Origin of the sequence: Kitasatospora sp. NPDC058492 (assembly GCF_042720685.1) — a bacterium.
Taxonomy (GTDB): domain Bacteria; phylum Actinomycetota; class Actinomycetes; order Streptomycetales; family Streptomycetaceae; genus Kitasatospora.
Map to the genome: position 1 here is coordinate 49,031 of NZ_JBHXMU010000011.1, position 16,481 is coordinate 65,511.

The window sequence follows — 16,481 nt, forward strand, 5'->3', positions numbered from 1 at the left end:
GTGCGGGCCTCTAATGGAAGGGCACAGCCAATCGCTCGTGTTCGTAGAGGAGTTGAGGACGCCATGACCAATGACACGGCGGCGGGGGACAACGTGGACGGCGGCGTGCCGTACCGCTCACGGCGGCGCATGCTGGTGCGGGCCGGGGTACCGCTGACGGTGGCCGCGGTGATCGCCGCCGGGGTCGGGCTGGTGCCCGCGCTGGCGGCCGACGCCCCGCCCGACCTTCCCTCGCTGACGCCGGAGCAGCTGGTGGCCAAGGTGCTCGGCTCCGACGCGCAGGCCCTCTCCGGCACGGTGTCCGTCTCCACCGACCTCGGCCTGCCCAGCCAGCTGCTGGGCGCCGCGGCCGGCGGGCTCGGCGCGGCGGCCGGGCGCGGCGGCGGCCAGGGATCCTCCTCGGCCGACCCGCAGGCCAAGCTGCTCGGCCTGCTCGGCGGCGACCAGACGCTGCGGGTCGCGGTGGACGGCCCGGACCGCCAGCGGGTCGACCTGCTGGAGGACATGGCCGGCTACACCGTCGTCCACAACGGCGACCAGGCCTGGGCCTGGGACAGTTCGACCAACACCGCCGTACGCCTGACCGGCCAGGCGGCCGCCCAGCACTCCGACACGGCCGGCAAGCACGCCGGGGCGCCGCTGACCGGGGTGCCGACGACCCCGCAGGAGGCCGCCCGGCAGTTCCTGACCGCGAGCGCGGACACCACGTCGGTCACCGTGGCCGGCACCGCCAACGTGGCCGGGCAGAAGGCGTACCAGCTGAGCGTCAAGCCCGCGCAGTCCGGTTCGACCGTCGCCGAGGTCCGGATCGCGGTCGCCGCCGACAACGGGGTGCCGCTCTCGGTGGTGGTCAAGGGCGTCGACGGTTCCACCGTGCTGGACGTCCACTTCACCGACGTGTCCTTCGCCAAGCCGGCCGCCAAGACCTTCGACTTCACCGTGCCCAAGGGCGCCAAGGTGACGGAGCACAAGGCCGACGAGGGCGCCAAGGGTGAGGTGCCGCAGGGTTCCGCGCCCGGGGGCAAGGCCGGTCGGGACGCCTCGGGCCAGGACCACGGCGGCGTGAACGTGATCGGCGAGGGCTGGACGACCGTGGTCTCGGCGCAGCTGCCCGGCGGCGCCGTCGACGTGCCGCAGGACGGCGGCAAGGGCGGCAAGCACGGCGGCCGGGGCGCGGCCCTGAACCCGCAGGCGCTGGTGAAGTCGCTCGGCAAGCCGGTCGGCGGCGGCACGCTGATCAGCACCAAGGTGGTGAACGTCCTGGTCACCGACGACGGCCGGGTGTTCGCCGGCGCGGTGACCCTGCCGGTGCTCCAGCACGCCGCCGGGGTGAACTGACGGATGACGAAGACTCCCGTAACGGGGGACGTTACGGAGTCGGCCGAGGGTCCGGGCGCCGAGCAGCGCCCGGGCCCCGCGCCTTCCACCTCCTCCTCCCCCTCCTCCTCCCCCGGTTCCCCCGGTTCCTCCGGTTCCGGCTCCTCCCGGCCCGACGACGTGATCAGGACCCGCGGCCTGACCAAGCGCTTCCGGGGCGGCCAGCTCGCCGTGGACGGCCTGGACCTGAGCGTGCCGCGCGGCTCCGTCTTCGGCTTCCTCGGCCCGAACGGCTCCGGCAAGACCACCACCATCCGGATGCTGATGGGCCTGATCGCCCCCACCTCCGGCGTGGCCACCGTCCTCGGCGAGCCGATGCCGCAGTCCGTCGCCTCCGTGCTGCCCCGGGTGGGCGCGCTGATCGAGGGCCCGGCGCTGTACGGCTTCCTCTCCGGGCGGGACAACCTGGTGCGGTTCGACGCCGCCGACCCGACCGCCGACCCGCGGACCCGGCGCCTGCGCGTCGAGACGGCGTTGGAACGGGTCGGGCTGAGCACCGCGGCGGCCAAGAAGGCCCGCGCGTACTCGCTGGGCATGAAGCAGCGGCTCGGCCTGGCGTCGGCGCTGCTCCAGCCGCGCGAGCTGCTGGTACTGGACGAGCCCACCAACGGGCTGGACCCGCAGGGCATGCGCGAGATCCGGGCGCTGGTGCGGGAGGTCGCGGCGGAGGGGACCACGGTGTTCCTCTCCTCGCACCTGCTGGACGAGATCGAGCAGGTCTGCACGCACGCGGCGGTGATGTCCCGGGGCCGGCTGGTGGTGCAGGGCACCGTCGCCGAACTGGCCGCCCGCGCGCAGGGCCGGCTGGTGGTCCGCACACCGGACGTGGCGCACGCCGTGGAGGTGCTGGCGGCCCACCGGGTCGGCTCCCTGCTGCCCGGCGACGGGCGGGTGGACGGCGATCTCGCCGCGTTCGGCGCGCTCGGCTCCCCGGTCGAGGAGGCGCTGCCGAAGCTGTGCGCGGCGCTGGTCGAGGCCGGGGTGCGGGTGCACGGGTTCGGGCTGGAGCGGGGCACGTTGGAGGACGCCTTCGTGGCGCTGACCGGGGAGGGCTTCGATGTCGCAGGCTGAGCTGTCGCGGGCTGAGCTGTCACAGGCCGGGGCGCTGCCGGTCCGGGCCGGGCGGAGGCCGCAGACGGCGGCCGGGTTCCTGGCGCTGTTCCGCAACGAACTGCACCTGACCTTCCGCCGGATGCGCACCAAGGTGCTGCTGGGGATCCTGGCGGTGCTGCCGATCCTGATCGGCGTGGTCGTCAAGCTCAACACGGGCAGCCCGCACGAGGGCGGCGGCGGGGTGAACTTCATCGCGCAGACCACCCAGAACGGCCTGTTCCTGGTCTTCACCGCCCTCGCGGTCGCGCTGCCGGTGTTCCTGCCGATGACGGTCGGCGTGGTCGCCGGGGACTCGGTCGCCGGCGAGGCGGCCACCGGGACGCTGCGCTACCTGCTGGTCGCCCCGGCCGGGCGCACCCGGCTGCTGGCCGCCAAGTTCACCGCCGGGCTGGTGTTCTGCCTGGCCGCGACCGTGGCGGTCGCGGCGGCGGCGCTGGCCACCGGCGCCGCGCTGTTCCCGCTCGGCGAGGTGACGCTGATCTCCGGCGACACCATCGGCTTCGGCGACGCGCTGCTGCGGGCGGTGCTCGTGGCCGGGGTGGTGGCGGCCTCGCTGGCGGGGCTGGTGGCGATCGGGCTGTTCGTCTCCACGCTCACCGGCAGCGGTATCGCGGCGATGGCCGCGACCGTCGGGCTGGTGGTCACCGTGCAGATCCTGGACGCCTTCCCGCAGTTGGACGCCGTGAGGCCGTTCCTGTTCACCCATTACTGGCTCAGCTTCGCGGACCTCCTGCGCCAGCCGATGTACTGGGACGGCGTGTGGAAGGACCTCGGCCTCCAGGCCGCCTACGTCGCCGTGTTCGGCGCGGCGGCCTGGTCCCGCTTCACCAGCCGGGACATCAGCGTCTGACCGCCGCGTCGGCGGGGGCGGATCAGAAGGGGCGGATCGGCGGGGGCGGATCAGCGCCTGACGGCCGCCTTCGCGGGGGCGGGCTGCGGCACGGCCGCGGCCCGCCCCGCGCGGTCGGCCCGCACCTGGCGCAGCGCGTCCCAGGTGAGCGCCGCGAGCGCCAGCCAGACCAGGCCGAAGCCGGCCCAGCGGGCGGGCGGCATCGACTCGTGGAACACCGCCACGCCGATCAGGAACTGGAACACCGGCGCCAGGTACTGCAGCAGCCCGAGCACGGTCAGCGGCACCCGCACGGCCGCCGCGCCGAAGAACAGCAGCGGGATCGCGGTGATCACCCCGCTGAGCAGCAGCAGCCCGGAGTGCCCCCAGCCGTACGAGCCGGCCACCGTGTGGCCGAAGGTGCCGCGCCCGCTGACCTCCAGGTAGACCAGGTAGCCGAGCGCGAACGGGAACATGAAGGCGCTCTCCGCCGCCAGGCTCTCCAGCCCGCTCAGCCCGACCTTCTTCTTCAGCAGCCCGTACGTGGCGAAGGAGAGCGCCAGGGTGAGCGCGATCCACGGCAGCCGCCCGTACGCGACGCTGAGCACCGCGACGGCGGCCGCGCCGACGCCGACCGCCGCCCACTGCGCCGTCCGCAGCCGCTCCTTGAGCACCAGGACGCCGAAGCCGATGGTGACCAGCGGGTTGATGAAGTAGCCGAGGCTGGTCTCGACGACGTGCCCGGCGTTGACGCCCCAGATGTAGACGCCCCAGTTGATCGAGATCACCGTGGCCGCGCCGGCCAGCATGGCGAGCCGGCGGGGCTGGCGCAGCAGCGGGCGTATCCAGCTCCAGTGCCGCTGGGCGATCAGCAGCAGCACCACGGCGACCAGGGACCAGACCATCCGGTTGGCCAGGATGTCGTCGGCGGCGCCGGGCTCCAGCAGTGGCCAGAACAGGGGGAAGAGCCCCCAGATGCCGTAGGCCGCGACGCCGTACCAGAGGCCTCGGCCGCTGTCCTGCTGGGTTGTCTGTGGCATGGCCGCCTGCCCTCCGCGCGCGTGTGTCGAGGTGACGGTAGCTGGCGGAGGGGCAGGCTGTCATCTCCGTTTCCGCATTTTGGTCATGACATCTCTGACCTCGGGAAACGCAGGGCTCATCGCCGGCCCGGAGCGCCTCAGGCCTGGAGCGCGGCGCGCACCGACTCGGCCAGCGGGACGGTCGGGCGGCCGATCAGCCGGGCCAGGTCGCCCGGGGTGCCGGCCAGCTCGCCACGGGCGATGCCCGCGTCCACGTCCACCAGCACCTCGGCGAAGCCCTCCGGCAGGCCCGCGCCGACCAGCGCCGCGAGGTGCTCCGCCGGCGCCACGTCCTGGTGCGCGACCGGCTGCCCGGAGACCAGCGCCAACTCGGCCGCCAGCTCCGCCAGGCTCCACGCGGCGTCGCCGCTCAGCTCGTACACCCGGCCCTCGTGGCCCTCGCCGAGGAGGACGGCGACGGCCGCGTCCGCGTAGTCCTTGCGCGGGGCGGTGGCCACCCGGCCGTCCCCGGCGCTGCCGAGCACCACGCCGCGCGCGACCGTGCCGGCCGCGTCGCCCAGGTAGTTCTCGGTGTACCAGCCGTTGCGCAGCAGGACGGACGGCAGGCCGGACTCGCGGATCAGCTCCTCCGTCGCCTTGTGCTCGTCGGCCAGCCGGAAGGTCGCCGCGCCCGGCGCGCTGGTGTAGGCGAACAGCGCGACGTCGGCCGCACGGGCCGCGTCGACCACCGCGCGGTGCTGCGGGATCCGGCGGCCGACCTCGCTGCCCGAGATCAGCAGCACCCGGTCGCCGGCCGCGAAGGCGCCGGCCAGGGACGCCGGGTCGTCGTAGTCGACCACGCGGACGGCCACCCCGCGCGCGGCCAGGTCGGCCGCCTTCTCGGCGGAGCGGACGGCGACCGCCACCTCGCTCGCGGGGACGGCGGCCAGCAGGCCCTCGACGACGAGACGGCCGAGCTGGCCGGTGGCACCGGTGACGACGTACATGGGGATGCTCCTCGGGTGGGTTTGTCCTCGATGGGGTTCCTGCCTCGAAACTCACCCTAGGGACTGCACTAACCTTTCGAAAGTACGCACTTCAAAGTACGGTACTGACATGAAGGTAATGGCAGGACAGTCATGAAGACCCTGGAGGAAGGCCGCCCGGCCGTCCCGGTGCGCGAGCTGCCGCCGGCCGACGTGTTCGACCGCATGTGCCCGTCCCGGGGCGTGCTGGAGCACGTCACCAGCCGCTGGGGCGTCCTCGTGCTCGGCGCGCTGCACGAGCGCGGCTACCGCTTCAGCGAACTGCGCCGCCGGGTCTCCGGCGTCAGCGAGAAGATGCTCGCGCAGACCCTGCAGACGCTGGAACGCGACGGCTTCGTGCACCGCGAGGCCCACCCGGTGATCCCGCCCCGGGTCGACTACAGCCTCACCCCGCTCGGCCGGGAGGCCGCCGAACTGGTCGCCGCCCTCGCGCACTGGTCCGAGCAGCGGGTCCCCGCCGTCGAGGCCGCCCGCGCGGAGTACGACGCCCGGCCTAGCGTTCGCTGATCAGGGCCGCCAGCCCGTCCAGGACGCGGGCCAGGCCGAAGGCGTACGCGTGGTCCGGGTCGTACGCGCCGCCGTGCGCCTCGCCGGCGGCGGCGCCCACCCGGGCCGCGACCGGGTAGCGCTCGGCGTCGAAGACCTTGGCGAGCAGCTCGGCGTTGGCGGCCCACCACTGCGCGTCGGTCATCGCGCTGTCCTGCCGGGCGGCGCGCTCGTCGGCGGCCATCCGGGCGCAGGTCTGGACGAAGCCCAGCAGGTGGGTGAGCGCCGCGTCCAGTTCGACGTCGGGCAGGCCGGTGCCCTCGAAGGCGCGCAGCTCGTACTCGTACTTGGCCATCAGGCCCGGGCCGAGCGGCGGGCGGCTGGTGGGGACCGCCGAGACCCACGGGTGGGCGCGGTGCAGCGCCCGGTTGTCGTCGGCGACGGCGGTGACCCTGGCCCGCCAGCCGTCGTCGGCGGGGGCGCTGCGCGGCGTCGTCGCGTAGACGGTGTCCAGCATCAGGTCGAGCAGTTCGGCCTTGCCGGGGACGTAGGTGTACAGCGCCATCGGGGACAGCCCCAGCTCCTGCGCCACCCGGCGCATGGTGACGGCGTCCACGCCCTCGGCGTCGGCCAGGGCGATGGCCACGGCGGCGATCTCGCCGGTCGACCGGGCCTGCCGCGGACCGCGCCGGCCGGGCTTCTCCTCGGCGGTCAGCCCCCAGAGCAGGGCGAGGGTGCGCGCCGGATCTCCTGCGCTGCTGCGGTCCGTGGCCATGGGGGGATCTTTTCACGGCCCCGCCGACAGCTCGACGGCCCGACGGCCGGTCGCTCGGCGGTCCGGCGGCCGGTCGCTCAGCGGTCCGGCGGCCCGGTGCCGGCGTCATACGAGCGCCGGGTGGATCAGCCGCCCGTGGTGGACGAGCGAGGCGGACTGCTTGAGCCGGCTCACCCGGACGCTGATCTCGTAGCCGCGGATGCCCTCGACGTGGGCCAGGCGGCCGGTGAGGTAACGGTAGAAGTCGGGGGTGTCCCGGCAGGCGACCACGGCCATCAGGTTGTGGCGTCCGCTGATCGCGGCGACGAACGCGCACTCGTGGTGGCCGCCGACCTCCTCGCCGACCTGGTGCAGCCGCGGTAGGTCGACCTGCAGCCACAGGGTGGCGTTGAGCCGGTAGCCGAGGCGCTCGGCCAGGGTGTCGACGTCGTACGTGAGCGAGCCGGCTGCCTCCAGTGCCTCCAGGCGACGGGCGACCCGGGGCTTGGACCAGCCGGTGACCTCGGCCAGGTGGGTATGGGTGGCCCGGCCGTCCTCGGCGAGCGCGCGCAGCAGCGGCAGGTCCTGTTCGCCCAGGGGCGTCGACGAGGCCACTGCCGGGGTGGGGTGGCCGGAGGTCAGCCGCCGCACCTGTTCGGGGGTGAGCGAGGCGTCGGGGTCGGTCCAGGGCGCGGTTCCGGGACCGCCGTAGATACGCACGACCAGGTCGACGTTCACGTCCAGGACGGCGCCCGCTCGCGGCAGCTGGCGCAGCAGCAGGTCGTCATGGTCGGTTCCGGCGGGGGACCGGATGATGCAGATGATCTCCGAGCCGCCGGAGGCGATGCCGACGTACGCCACCTCGGACCGGCGGGCCAGTGACTGGGCCAGCGGTGCCACCGCATCAGGTCGGCAGCGCAGCCGGACGATCCACTCCGCCTGGCCGTCGGCGTTCAGGTTGCCCAGTCCGACGACGCGCAGCAGGCCGTCCCGCCGCAGGGCGGCGTAGCGGCGCGCCACAGTCTGTTCGGACACGCCGATGACCTCCCCGAGCCGCCGGAACGAGACCCGGGGCGCGCACTGCAAACCGTGGATGATTTTGCGGTCCAGATCATCAGCCATGGAGGAATAATCCCATCGCCAGAACCCCAGATGGAGGTTCCGGGACGCTTGGTGGGATCGACTGCGGGTTTCGGGCGCTTCGGGGAGAAGCTGATCGGCGGCTCCACGGGCGGCTGCCGTCGGCCGTCGCCCCCGGGAGCGGGCGCACGCTCCCGGCGGCGCTCCGAGAATGCGGGGCCTCCCCCGCAGCAGCCGAAGGAACGACCCCGTGAACTCCACAACGACGCCGGACCTCAGGGCCGGACGGGCCGCCACGCTCGTCATGGCCTGCCTGGGTGTCTTCGTCGCCTACCTGCCCGTCACCACCGTGTCGGTGAGCCTGCCGGCGATCCAGCGCGCGCTGGGCGCGTCGACCTCCGAACTGTCCTGGGTGTCGGACGCGTTCGTGCTGCCGATGGCCGCGCTGATCCTGACCACCGGCGTCTGGGGCGATGTCCACGGCCGCAAGAAGGTCTTCCAGACCGGCATGGTCTTCTGTGCGCTGGGCGCCGCGATCTCGCTGCTGTCCAGCTCGGTGCAGGCACTGTGGGTCGGGCAGGCGGTCTCCGGCATCGGCGCCGCCGCTCTGCTGCCCACCACACTCACGCTGATCAGCCATGCCGTGCCCGACCACCGTGAGCGGGGCAAGTTCATCGGCTTCTGGGCGATGAGCCTGACGGCCCCGCTCGCCGTCGGCCCGCTGATCGGCGGCGCCCTGCTGGAGCACACCACCTGGCGCTGGATCTTCCTGCTGCCGATACCGCTCTCCGTGGCCCTGCTGGCCGTCGCCGCGTTCCGGCTGCCCGACTCGCGCGCCCCGCACGGCCGCCGGCTCGACTGGCCCGGCCAGATCACCGCCGCCGTCGCCGTCACCGCACTGGTCTACGGCGTCATCGAGGGCGGCGCGGACGGCTTCGACGAACCCGCTGTGATCACCGCGCTGACGCTCGGCGCGGTCGCCGCCGGAGCCTTCGTCCTGGTGGAACTCCGCAGTGCCGGCCCGATGCTGGACCTGGCGCTGTTCCGCAGCCCCGCGTTCACCGCCACCGCGCTGGTGGCCGTGGTCAGCTTCCTCGGCCTGATCGGCTTCTTCTTCGTGCTCAGCCTGTACTTCGGCCTGGTCCAGCACCTGAGCACCATGCAGGCGGCACTGCGGATGGTGCTGGTGTCCGGCACCTCGCTGGTGGCCGGCCTCCCTGTCGGACGGCTGATGCACCGGATCCCGCCGAGGGTGCTGATCACCTCCGGGCTGGTGCTGATCGCCGCCGCGATGTTCGCCATGACCGGCGTCGACGCCCACACCTCCTACGCGGCGCTGACCTGGCGGCTGGTACTGCTCGGACTCGGCATGGGCGCGGTGCTCACCCCGATGACCGCCTCCGCGGTCTCCGCCGTTCCCTTCCACCTGGCCGGGATGGCCGCGGCCGGCAACAACGCGATCCGCCAGGTCGGCGCCGCGCTCGGCCCCGCCGCCCTCGGGGCGCTGCTCACCACCCGTGCCCTGAACGCCCTGCCCGAACAGCTCGCGAACGCCGGCGTCCCGGCCCAGACCGGCGCGCGCGTCCTGGACGCCGCCCGCGAACACGGCCTGGGCGCCGTCGCCGGACTCGACCTCGGCCCCGCCACGGGACAGGCCCTGACCGCGCTGAGCAACTCCTTCCTGGACGGCATGCGGCTGTGCCTGCTGGTCTCCGCCGGCCTCGCCCTGCTGGCCGCGCTGGCCTGCGCCCTGCTGCTGAAGAGCCCGTCGAGCGCGGCACCGAGGGCGGCGGGTCCGGGACGGCCGGTGCCGGAAGCGGAACAGGCCGCGGTCCCGGTTGCGGTCCCGGTTGCGGCGCAGCCGGCCTGAGGACCCGCCCGGCGATCTTTCCGCGAACCCCGGCGGAGCCCCCAGCCGGTGCGCCGGCCGACCATGATCGATCTCGGCGCCGACCGCTGTACCGATGTTCCCCGATGCCGGGCTACCGTCTCCCCATGACCAGCGTCCCGACCAGCAACGGCCCGACCAGCAACGGCCCGAGCGGTGGCGGCCCGAGCGGTGGCGGCCCGAGCGGTGGCGGCCCGGACCCGATCCCGGGCACCGACACCCCCGAGGCCATCCGCCCCCGCGTCACCTGCCGCCGCTGCCACCGCCCGCTGCACGATCCGGAGTCGCGGATCCTGCGGCTCGGCCCGGAGTGCCGCGATCCGGCGGAGCGGGTCGCGCGCTTCGACGTCGACCAGGATCCGCTGCCGGGCATCGGGTGACAGGCACCGGGTGACGGGCGTCGCTCGCCGGCCTCTGGTGTAGCGCCCGTCAGGCGCGCCGGAAGAGGCGGCGCAGGAGGCCGGGGCGGGGTTCCGGCTGCTCCTCGATCTGCTTGGCTTCCTGGGCTTCTCGCGCGGCCCCGGCTTCCCTGGCTTCCTGGGCCTCGGCCCGCTCGATCATCCGCCGGGCCAGGTCGAGGTCGGCCCGGGGCAGCCAGGGCGCGGTGAGCGCCAGCGCGGCGAGCGAGCGCAGGACGGTCACCACGCGGGTGCGGCGGGCCCGGGCGCTGTAGTGCAGCCGCTGCCGGAGCCGGTCGGCGATGTCGGCGCGGGTCTCGGGGTGCGTCCAGCCGATCGCGACGAGGGCGAAGCCGGCCGCCTCGACCACCCAGTCCTCGGGCCCGAGCAGCAGGTCGACCAGTACGCGGCGGCGCTCGGAGTCCTCCCACGGCTGGTCGGTGCGGTGGTGGGCGATGCCGAGGCAGGCGAAGACCTGGACGGCCCGCACCCACAGTTCGGGCTGGTGGGCGAGCAGGGCCCGGCCGAGGTCGTCCTCCCGGGGCATCGGCGGGTGGACGAGCGCGCCGAGCAGGTCGTCGAGGGGCAGCCCGGCCAGCCGGACGGCGTGGTCGTAGGCGGCGGGGACGGTCGCCCAGACGATCTCGGCGGTGGCCCGGACGAGTTCGGCGCTGTCCCGCGCGGGCGGGGCGACGGCCGGGCGCGGGTCGGTGCCGTCCCAGGCCCAGATCCGGGTGGCCGGTTCGGCCAGCGGCAGCCGGGGGTCGGGCTCGGCGACGGACTGGTAGGCGACGGTGGAGCGCGGCAGGGCGAGGCGGACGGCCAGCAGGGAGCTGGGCGGTTCCACGGCGGAGGCGCTGCACTCGATCTCGCTGTCGCGGGTGGTGCCGGGGGCGGCGAGCACCTGGTGCAGCACGTTGACGGTCGCCTCGGTGGCGCCGGAGACCATGCCGAGCCAGGGTTCCCGGTGGCTGAGGCGTTCCAGCAGGTCCTGGGCGTACTCGTGGTCGGGGTGGGCGCGGTGGTGGTCGGCCAGGGCGAGCAGGTGGGCGGGGTCGCCGTCGGCGGCGTGCCGCAGGCCGTACCGGGCGGGGGCCGCCTTGGGGTGGTCGGGTTCGGTGGCGAGCACGCGGTCCAGCCAGGGCAGGCCGTCGGCGGGGCGGCCGAGGGCGCCGTACAACTCGGCGACGTCGACGGCGAGGTAGCTGCTGGAGTTGTCCCGCTCCGGTTCGACCCGGGCCAGTTCGGCCTCCCAGACGGCGAGCGCCCGTTCCGGCCGGCCGTGCGCGCGCAGGGCGTTGCCGAGCATCACGGACGGCAGGTAGCCGGGGGCCAGCAGGTGGGCCAGTTCGGCGAGTTCGACGGCGCGGTCGGTGGCGCCGAGGCGGCGGGTGAGGCCGGAGGCCATCGCGAGCAGCAGCGCGTGGTCGCCGTGGCGGGCCACCACGGACTGGACGAAGTCCTCGAACGGCTGGACGGCTTCGGCGAGTTCGGGGGGCAGCGGGTCGGGCAGTCCGCCGCTGGCCCGGGCCACCGCCTGGGCGACGGCGTCCGGGTCGACGAGGGCGGGCAGGTCCTCGCGGGCGAGCCAGGCGGCGTGCGCCCAGGGTCTCGCGGGCTCGTACTGGATCGCGGAGGCGAGCAGGCCGACGGCGGTGTCCCAGTCCCCGGCGGCGGCCTCGACGTGGGCCCGGCAGGCGACGGTGCCCAGGTAGACCTGGCCGTCCAGCGGGAACAGGTCGCGGGCGGCGGCCGGGCCTCCGGCGGCGGCGCACAACTCGGCCAGCGCCTCGTGCAGTTCGGGCAGCTGGGGGTCGGCGAGGATCGCGTCGGCCAGGTGGTCGGCGGCGTGCGGGAGGTCTCCGGAGTCGATCGCCAACCGGGCCACCGCCACCTCGCCCTCCGCCGCCAACCGCTCGTCGCCCTCGTCGTCGGCGTGCCCCATGTGGTCGTCCCCCCGCTCGCGGTGTCTGCCATGTGCGCGGACGAGGCTATCCCGCGTATCTGATGACCGGATGATCAATCTGTCGGTGTGTCGGACGAGCTGGAATTGGCCTGAATCGCGCTCACCTTCTGGGCCGGATACACCCCGAACGAGTGGTTTGGGTGCTGGTCGACGCCTTTTCCCGGAATCGGCGCACCACGATGTTCCCCGGCGCTTCGCTCCCGAAGCACCCGCCGGAGCACCCCTCGGAGCATCCCGAAGCGCCACCGAAGCACCCCCGAAGCGCCCCCACCCCGACGACAAGCGAGAAGTGACGATGAAGCTCTCCCGCACCCTGTCCATGGCCGCCTCGGCCGCCGTCCTGAGCACCGTCGCCCTGGGCACCACCGCGCTCACCGGGCACGCCACACCGGCGGCCGCCGCCTCGTTCGTGGTCAGCGAGGCCCAGTTCAACCAGATGTTCCCGAGCCGGAACTCCTTCTACACCTACCGCGGCCTGACCGACGCCCTCAGCGCCTACCCCGGGTTCACCACCACGGGCAACGACGCCACCCGCAAGCGCGAGGCCGCGGCGTTCCTCGCCAACGTCAGCCACGAGACCGGCGGCCTGAAGTACGTCGTCGAGCAGAACACCGCCAACTACCCGCACTACTGCGACACTTCGCAGCCCTACGGCTGTCCCGCCGGCAAGAGCGCCTACTACGGGCGCGGCCCGCTCCAGATCAGCTGGAACTTCAACTACAAGGCGGCGGGCGACGCCCTGCACATCGACCTGCTGAACAACCCCTACCTGGCCGAGAAGGACCCGGCCGTCTCCTGGAAGACCGGCCTCTGGTTCTGGAACTCCCAGAAGGGCGCCGGGACGATGACCGCGCACGACGCCATCGTCAACGGCAAGGGCTTCGGCGAGACCATCCGCAGCATCAACGGCGACCTGGAGTGCAACGGCAAGAACCCGGACGAGCGCAACGACCGCATCAACCTCTACAAGAAGTTCGTCGGCGTCCTCGGCACCGACGTCGGCGGCGGCAACATCTCCTGCTGACGGGCGGCGGCTTGCGCGGGAAGTCGGCCAGTCCGACTTCCCGCGCACGGGTCGGTTGGCGGGCGCGGCCGGGGACGGCGTCAGCGCCGGACGTCATCGCCGGGCGTCATCGCCGGGCGTCGAAGCGAAGGTCCACGAAGGCCCCGACCAGTCCCCCGAGCGCGACGGCCGGCACGACCGCGTCCCCGGCACGGCCGGCCAGACCGCCCGTGACCAGCACGAACGCGACGGCGGCCAACGCGCCCGCCCAGGCCGGACCTGATCGCGGCAGCAGGGGCACGGGCCTGCCGTCCCGCCGCCGCCTGACCCACTTGACGGCGAGCAGGAGCACCGCGACCGCGACGAGTGGCGGCGCCATGACGTGCGCGGAGGTTCCCATCCTTGTCCGCCTTCCGTTCGGGCTGTCACCGACACGGTAACTGCCGTGCGGCGGGGCGGCGATGGCGTATTCCCCTTCGTCATCGCCGATCCGCCGAACGACCGGCGGGCGGGGCGCCGAGTACCTACGTTCGGGGACATGACGACGACCGCATCGCAGGAAGCGTTCCTGAAGGCCTTCCACGCCGAGCGCCCGGCGCTGACCTCGGACGTGCTCGGCCGCGCCAGGGCTTCGGACGGCAGGACCAGCTACCAGGTCCTGCGTGACCGCGCCGCCGGGAGCCGCCGGGTGCTCGACCTCGGTTGCGGCGACGGGCTGTTGCTCGAACTGCTCGCCGGGACCAGCGGTCGCGAGTTGGCCGGGATCGACCTGTCCCCCGAGGCGCTCGCGCTGGCCCGCCGCCGACCGGCCCTGGCGGGCGCCCGGCTGGCCGTCGGACGGGCACAGGAACTCCCTTTCGCGGACGGCGCGTTCGACGCCTGCGTCTCCCACCTCGCGCTGATGCTGATGGGCGACCTGGAACTGGTCACCGCCGAGATCGCCCGGGTGCTCGCCCCTGGGGGGCTGCTCGCGTGCGTACTCGGCGGCGGAATGGTCGGCGGCGAGGTCCATGAGCGGTTCGGCGAGCGGCTGTCCGCCGCCCTCGCCGCGCTCCCCGCGGACCGCCGCATCCCGGCGCTGGGCGACCGGCGGGCGCGGAGCCGCGACGGCCTCGCCGGGCTGCTCGGGCCGGCCGGGTTCGGGCCGGTGGGGTGGGAGACGGTCCTCATCGACCTCGGCGGCCCGGCGGAACGGGTGTGGGAGGCCGTGTCCGGCGTCTACGACGTGGGCCCGCTCGACGAGGAGGCCCGCGCCGCCCTGCACGAGGCGTTCCTCACGGAGGCCCGGGCGGCGTCGGGCCCGGCGGACGGGCACCTTCCGTACGGGTTCAGGATCCACCTCGCGGCGGTGAGGCCGGTCCCCCCGCGCACCTGAATATTTCATCACGAGAAATATTCAGGTGGTCTGCGGCGTTGGCCACGGAGCCGGGTGCGGGAAGGCCCCGCACGGCTGGAGACGGGAGCGACGCCGTGCGCGTGGAGATCTGGACCGACATCAACTGCCCGTGGTGCTACATCGGCAAGGCCCGGTTCGAGCAGGCCCTGGAGCGGTTCCCCCACCGTGGGGACGTGGAGGTCGTCCACCGCTCCTTCGAGCTCGACCCCCACTCGCCGGCCGAGGCGCGGCCGGTCGTCCCGCTGATCGCCGCCAAGTACGGGCTCAGCCTGGAGCAGGCCGAGGCGGCGGAGGCGCGGATCGCGGACAACGCGCACGGGGAGGGGCTGGCGTACCTCCGCGAGGGGCGCGACGCGGCGAACTCCTTCGACATGCACCGCCTGCTGCACTTCGCCAAGGACCACGGGCGGCAGGGGCAGCTGCTGGACGCGCTGTACCGGGCCAACTTCGCCGACGCGCGGTCCGCGTTCGCGGAAGGACGGCTGGTGGAACTGGCCGTCGAGGCGGGGCTGGACGGCGAGGCCGCGGCGGCGGCGCTGGCCGATCCGGACGCCTACGCGGAGGCGGTGCGCGAGGACGAGGCGACGGCGGGCGCGATGGGCGCCACCGGGGTGCCGTTCTTCGTGTTCGACCGGCGGCTCGGGGTCTCGGGCGCCCAGCCGGCCGAGACGTTCACGGCAGCGCTGGAGCAGGCCTGGGAGAGCCGGGTGGCGGTGCCCCTGCTGGTCGGCGGCGGCGACGGTGGCGGCGAGGCGTGCGGGCCGGACGGGTGCGAGCTGCCGCAGCGGTGAGGTGAGGGGCGCGGAGCAGGAAGTCGGCGGGGCCGACTTCCTGCACCGCCGCCTTCCTGCTCCGGGCAGGTCAGCGCTTGGGGGCGACGAGGCGGGTGCCGGCCCAGTCCGGGGCGGCGCCGATGGCCTTGGTCGAGGCGAGGCCGGCGGTCTGGGCGGCCTCGTTGACGTCGCTGGGCTCGATGTAGCCGCCCCGGCCCGACTTCGGGGTGAGCAGCCAGGTCGTGCCGCCCTCTTCGAGGAGGCCGATGGCGTCGACCAGGGCGTCGGTGAGGTCGCCGTCGTCCTCGCGGAACCAGAGCAGGACGGTGTCGGCCACGTCGTCGTAGTCCTCGTCGACGAGGTCCTGGCCGGTGATCGACTCGATGCCCTCGCGGAGGTCCTGGTCGACGTCCTCGTCGTAACCGATCTCCTGGACGACCTGCCCGGGCTGGAACCCGAGCCGGGCCGCCGGGTTGGTGCGCTCTGTCGTCATGCCGGTGTTCCTTTGACTTGGAGGCGCCTGTCGCCTCGCATCCAGGTAGCCAACCAGACACGGACGGTGGCCGGCGCGGAACACGCCCATGAATTGACGGTCCGTCAGACCTCGCGGCAGGAAACGATGCCGGACGAGCTGACGGCCAGCAGGAGTTGGGCGCCCCCGGCGGCATCGGCCCGGGTGATGGTGGCGCCCAGCTCGCCGGGCGGGAGGGGGAACGTGTGCGGGTGCAGGTCGGCGTCGTGCGCCACGACTGCGTCGCCCTCGACGTAGAGCAGCAGGTATTCGGCGACGTCGGGCACATCGGACACGTCGGGTCCCCTCCCCTGGGGCGGCTGGCGCTTGGCCCTGCCCACGCTAGGGGCCGCGCGGGGCACGGTCGGTGGCATTCACCCGGCACCACCCCCACGGGTGAATCCGGCGGAGGACGGGCGGGGGTTGGGGGCAGGGCTGGGGCCGGGGTTGAGGTGGGGGTTGAGGCGGGCGGGGTGCCCGGCGGCGTTGCGACCGGCGGCCTCGCGGTAGGCGATGCGTTGGACGGCGGTGACCAGGCGGTAGAGGTTGAGGGCGGCGTCGGAGTCGTCGGCGGCGAAGCCCAAGTGGAAGATGAAGGCTTCGAGTTCGCGCCAGTCGAAGTCGTCGGGGACGGGCTGGGCGACGCCGGGGGCGAGGGTGTTGAAGGCGGCGGCGACGGCGTAGTGGGTCGCGGCGAGGGCGTTGGCCAGGAGGTTGGCCAGGGGATTGGGGCCGAAGTCGGGGTCCGGGTCCGGGTCGGGCATGTCAGGGGTCCTCCTCGTCGGGCTTTGCAACGTTGAGTGCGGTGATGACGCCCAGGACGACGGTGGCGATCGCCAGGG

Annotated in this window: 18 protein-coding genes; 9 read left to right on the plus strand and 9 right to left on the minus strand. The window is 73.9% G+C overall.

Translation table 11 applies throughout. The features are described from left to right. The first annotated feature begins 63 nt into the window (after positions 1-63). Genes ACFWPI_RS10255 through ACFWPI_RS10265 form a run of 3 tightly spaced genes read left to right on the plus strand, consistent with a single transcriptional unit; the run spans position 64 to position 3,340 of the window. Complete coding sequence (locus ACFWPI_RS10255; protein WP_380372737.1) at positions 64-1,338, plus strand: outer membrane lipoprotein carrier protein LolA; 1,275 nt, start codon at positions 64-66, stop codon at positions 1,336-1,338. Positions 1,339-1,341: 3 nt separating this feature from the next. Then, positions 1,342-2,448, plus strand: coding sequence for an ABC transporter ATP-binding protein (locus tag ACFWPI_RS10260; RefSeq protein WP_380372734.1), 1,107 nt, complete (start codon positions 1,342-1,344; stop codon positions 2,446-2,448). Further along, positions 2,435-3,340, plus strand: coding sequence for an ABC transporter permease (locus ACFWPI_RS10265; protein WP_107452884.1), 906 nt, complete (start codon positions 2,435-2,437; stop codon positions 3,338-3,340). Before ACFWPI_RS10260 ends, ACFWPI_RS10265 begins: the two co-directional genes overlap by 14 nt. A 50-nt stretch (positions 3,341-3,390) precedes the next feature. On the opposite strand, the gene rarD is transcribed toward ACFWPI_RS10265, so the two are convergent. Next, on the minus strand, positions 3,391-4,359 hold the full coding sequence (gene rarD, locus ACFWPI_RS10270) for an EamA family transporter RarD (RefSeq protein WP_380372732.1): 969 nt from the start codon (positions 4,357-4,359) through the stop codon (positions 3,391-3,393). 137 nt (positions 4,360-4,496) lie between these two features. Then, the gene (locus tag ACFWPI_RS10275; protein ID WP_380372729.1) at positions 4,497-5,345 is read right to left on the minus strand and encodes an SDR family oxidoreductase; all 849 of its coding nucleotides are present in this window, start codon (positions 5,343-5,345) and stop codon (positions 4,497-4,499) included. Positions 5,346-5,549: 204 nt separating this feature from the next. Between ACFWPI_RS10275 and ACFWPI_RS10280 the strand changes: the two genes are divergently transcribed. Next, on the plus strand, positions 5,550-5,891 hold the full coding sequence (locus tag ACFWPI_RS10280) for a winged helix-turn-helix transcriptional regulator (protein WP_380372813.1): 342 nt from the start codon (positions 5,550-5,552) through the stop codon (positions 5,889-5,891). Here ACFWPI_RS10280 and ACFWPI_RS10285 read toward each other — a convergent pair. Both ACFWPI_RS10285 and ACFWPI_RS10290 read right to left on the minus strand, forming a co-directional pair. Further along, the gene (locus ACFWPI_RS10285; RefSeq protein ID WP_363371620.1) at positions 5,878-6,645 is read right to left on the minus strand and encodes a TetR/AcrR family transcriptional regulator; all 768 of its coding nucleotides are present in this window, start codon (positions 6,643-6,645) and stop codon (positions 5,878-5,880) included. The two genes, ACFWPI_RS10280 and ACFWPI_RS10285, sit on opposite strands and share 14 nt — an antisense overlap. Positions 6,646-6,750: 105 nt before the next feature. Beyond that, positions 6,751-7,746, minus strand: a complete 996-nt coding sequence (locus tag ACFWPI_RS10290) for an Lrp/AsnC family transcriptional regulator (protein WP_380342906.1) — start codon at positions 7,744-7,746, stop codon at positions 6,751-6,753. 262 nt (positions 7,747-8,008) lie between these two features. Here ACFWPI_RS10290 and ACFWPI_RS10295 point away from each other — a divergent pair, with 262 nt between their 5' ends. Continuing rightward, positions 8,009-9,574 (plus strand): MFS transporter, encoded by a 1,566-nt coding sequence (locus ACFWPI_RS10295; RefSeq protein WP_380372810.1) that lies wholly within the window; start codon positions 8,009-8,011, stop codon positions 9,572-9,574. Between the two features lie 125 nt (positions 9,575-9,699). Beyond that, entirely contained in the window at positions 9,700-9,972 is a 273-nt protein-coding gene (locus ACFWPI_RS10300; protein ID WP_380372725.1) for a DUF6011 domain-containing protein, read from the plus strand. A gap of 49 nt (positions 9,973-10,021) precedes the next feature. On the opposite strand, the gene ACFWPI_RS10305 is transcribed toward ACFWPI_RS10300, so the two are convergent. Beyond that, a complete protein-coding gene (locus ACFWPI_RS10305) occupies positions 10,022-11,935 on the minus strand; it encodes a hypothetical protein (protein WP_380372722.1) in 1,914 nt (637 codons plus the stop codon). Between the two features lie 310 nt (positions 11,936-12,245). Between ACFWPI_RS10305 and ACFWPI_RS10310 the strand changes: the two genes are divergently transcribed. Next, on the plus strand, positions 12,246-12,980 hold the full coding sequence (locus ACFWPI_RS10310) for a chitinase (protein WP_380342915.1): 735 nt from the start codon (positions 12,246-12,248) through the stop codon (positions 12,978-12,980). 106 nt (positions 12,981-13,086) lie between these two features. Here the strand turns inward: ACFWPI_RS10310 and ACFWPI_RS10315 are convergent, their stop codons facing one another. Beyond that, a complete protein-coding gene (locus ACFWPI_RS10315; protein WP_380342918.1) occupies positions 13,087-13,359 on the minus strand; it encodes a hypothetical protein in 273 nt (90 codons plus the stop codon). Positions 13,360-13,497: 138 nt separating this feature from the next. Here ACFWPI_RS10315 and ACFWPI_RS10320 point away from each other — a divergent pair, with 138 nt between their 5' ends. Both ACFWPI_RS10320 and ACFWPI_RS10325 read left to right on the plus strand, forming a co-directional pair. Continuing rightward, entirely contained in the window at positions 13,498-14,334 is an 837-nt protein-coding gene (locus tag ACFWPI_RS10320) for a class I SAM-dependent methyltransferase (RefSeq protein WP_380372719.1), read from the plus strand. Between the two features lie 95 nt (positions 14,335-14,429). Beyond that, a complete protein-coding gene (locus ACFWPI_RS10325) occupies positions 14,430-15,146 on the plus strand; it encodes a DsbA family oxidoreductase (protein WP_380372716.1) in 717 nt (238 codons plus the stop codon). Between the two features lie 70 nt (positions 15,147-15,216). Here ACFWPI_RS10325 and ACFWPI_RS10330 read toward each other — a convergent pair whose 3' ends face one another. From ACFWPI_RS10330 to ACFWPI_RS10340, 3 genes are all read right to left on the minus strand, one after another. Continuing rightward, positions 15,217-15,621 (minus strand): DUF3052 domain-containing protein, encoded by a 405-nt coding sequence (locus ACFWPI_RS10330; protein ID WP_380372713.1) that lies wholly within the window; start codon positions 15,619-15,621, stop codon positions 15,217-15,219. Between the two features lie 104 nt (positions 15,622-15,725). Continuing rightward, complete coding sequence (locus ACFWPI_RS10335; RefSeq protein ID WP_380372710.1) at positions 15,726-15,935, minus strand: hypothetical protein; 210 nt, start codon at positions 15,933-15,935, stop codon at positions 15,726-15,728. A gap of 78 nt (positions 15,936-16,013) precedes the next feature. Beyond that, positions 16,014-16,403, minus strand: a complete 390-nt coding sequence (locus tag ACFWPI_RS10340) for a hypothetical protein (protein ID WP_380372707.1) — start codon at positions 16,401-16,403, stop codon at positions 16,014-16,016. Positions 16,404-16,481 lie beyond the last annotated feature (78 nt).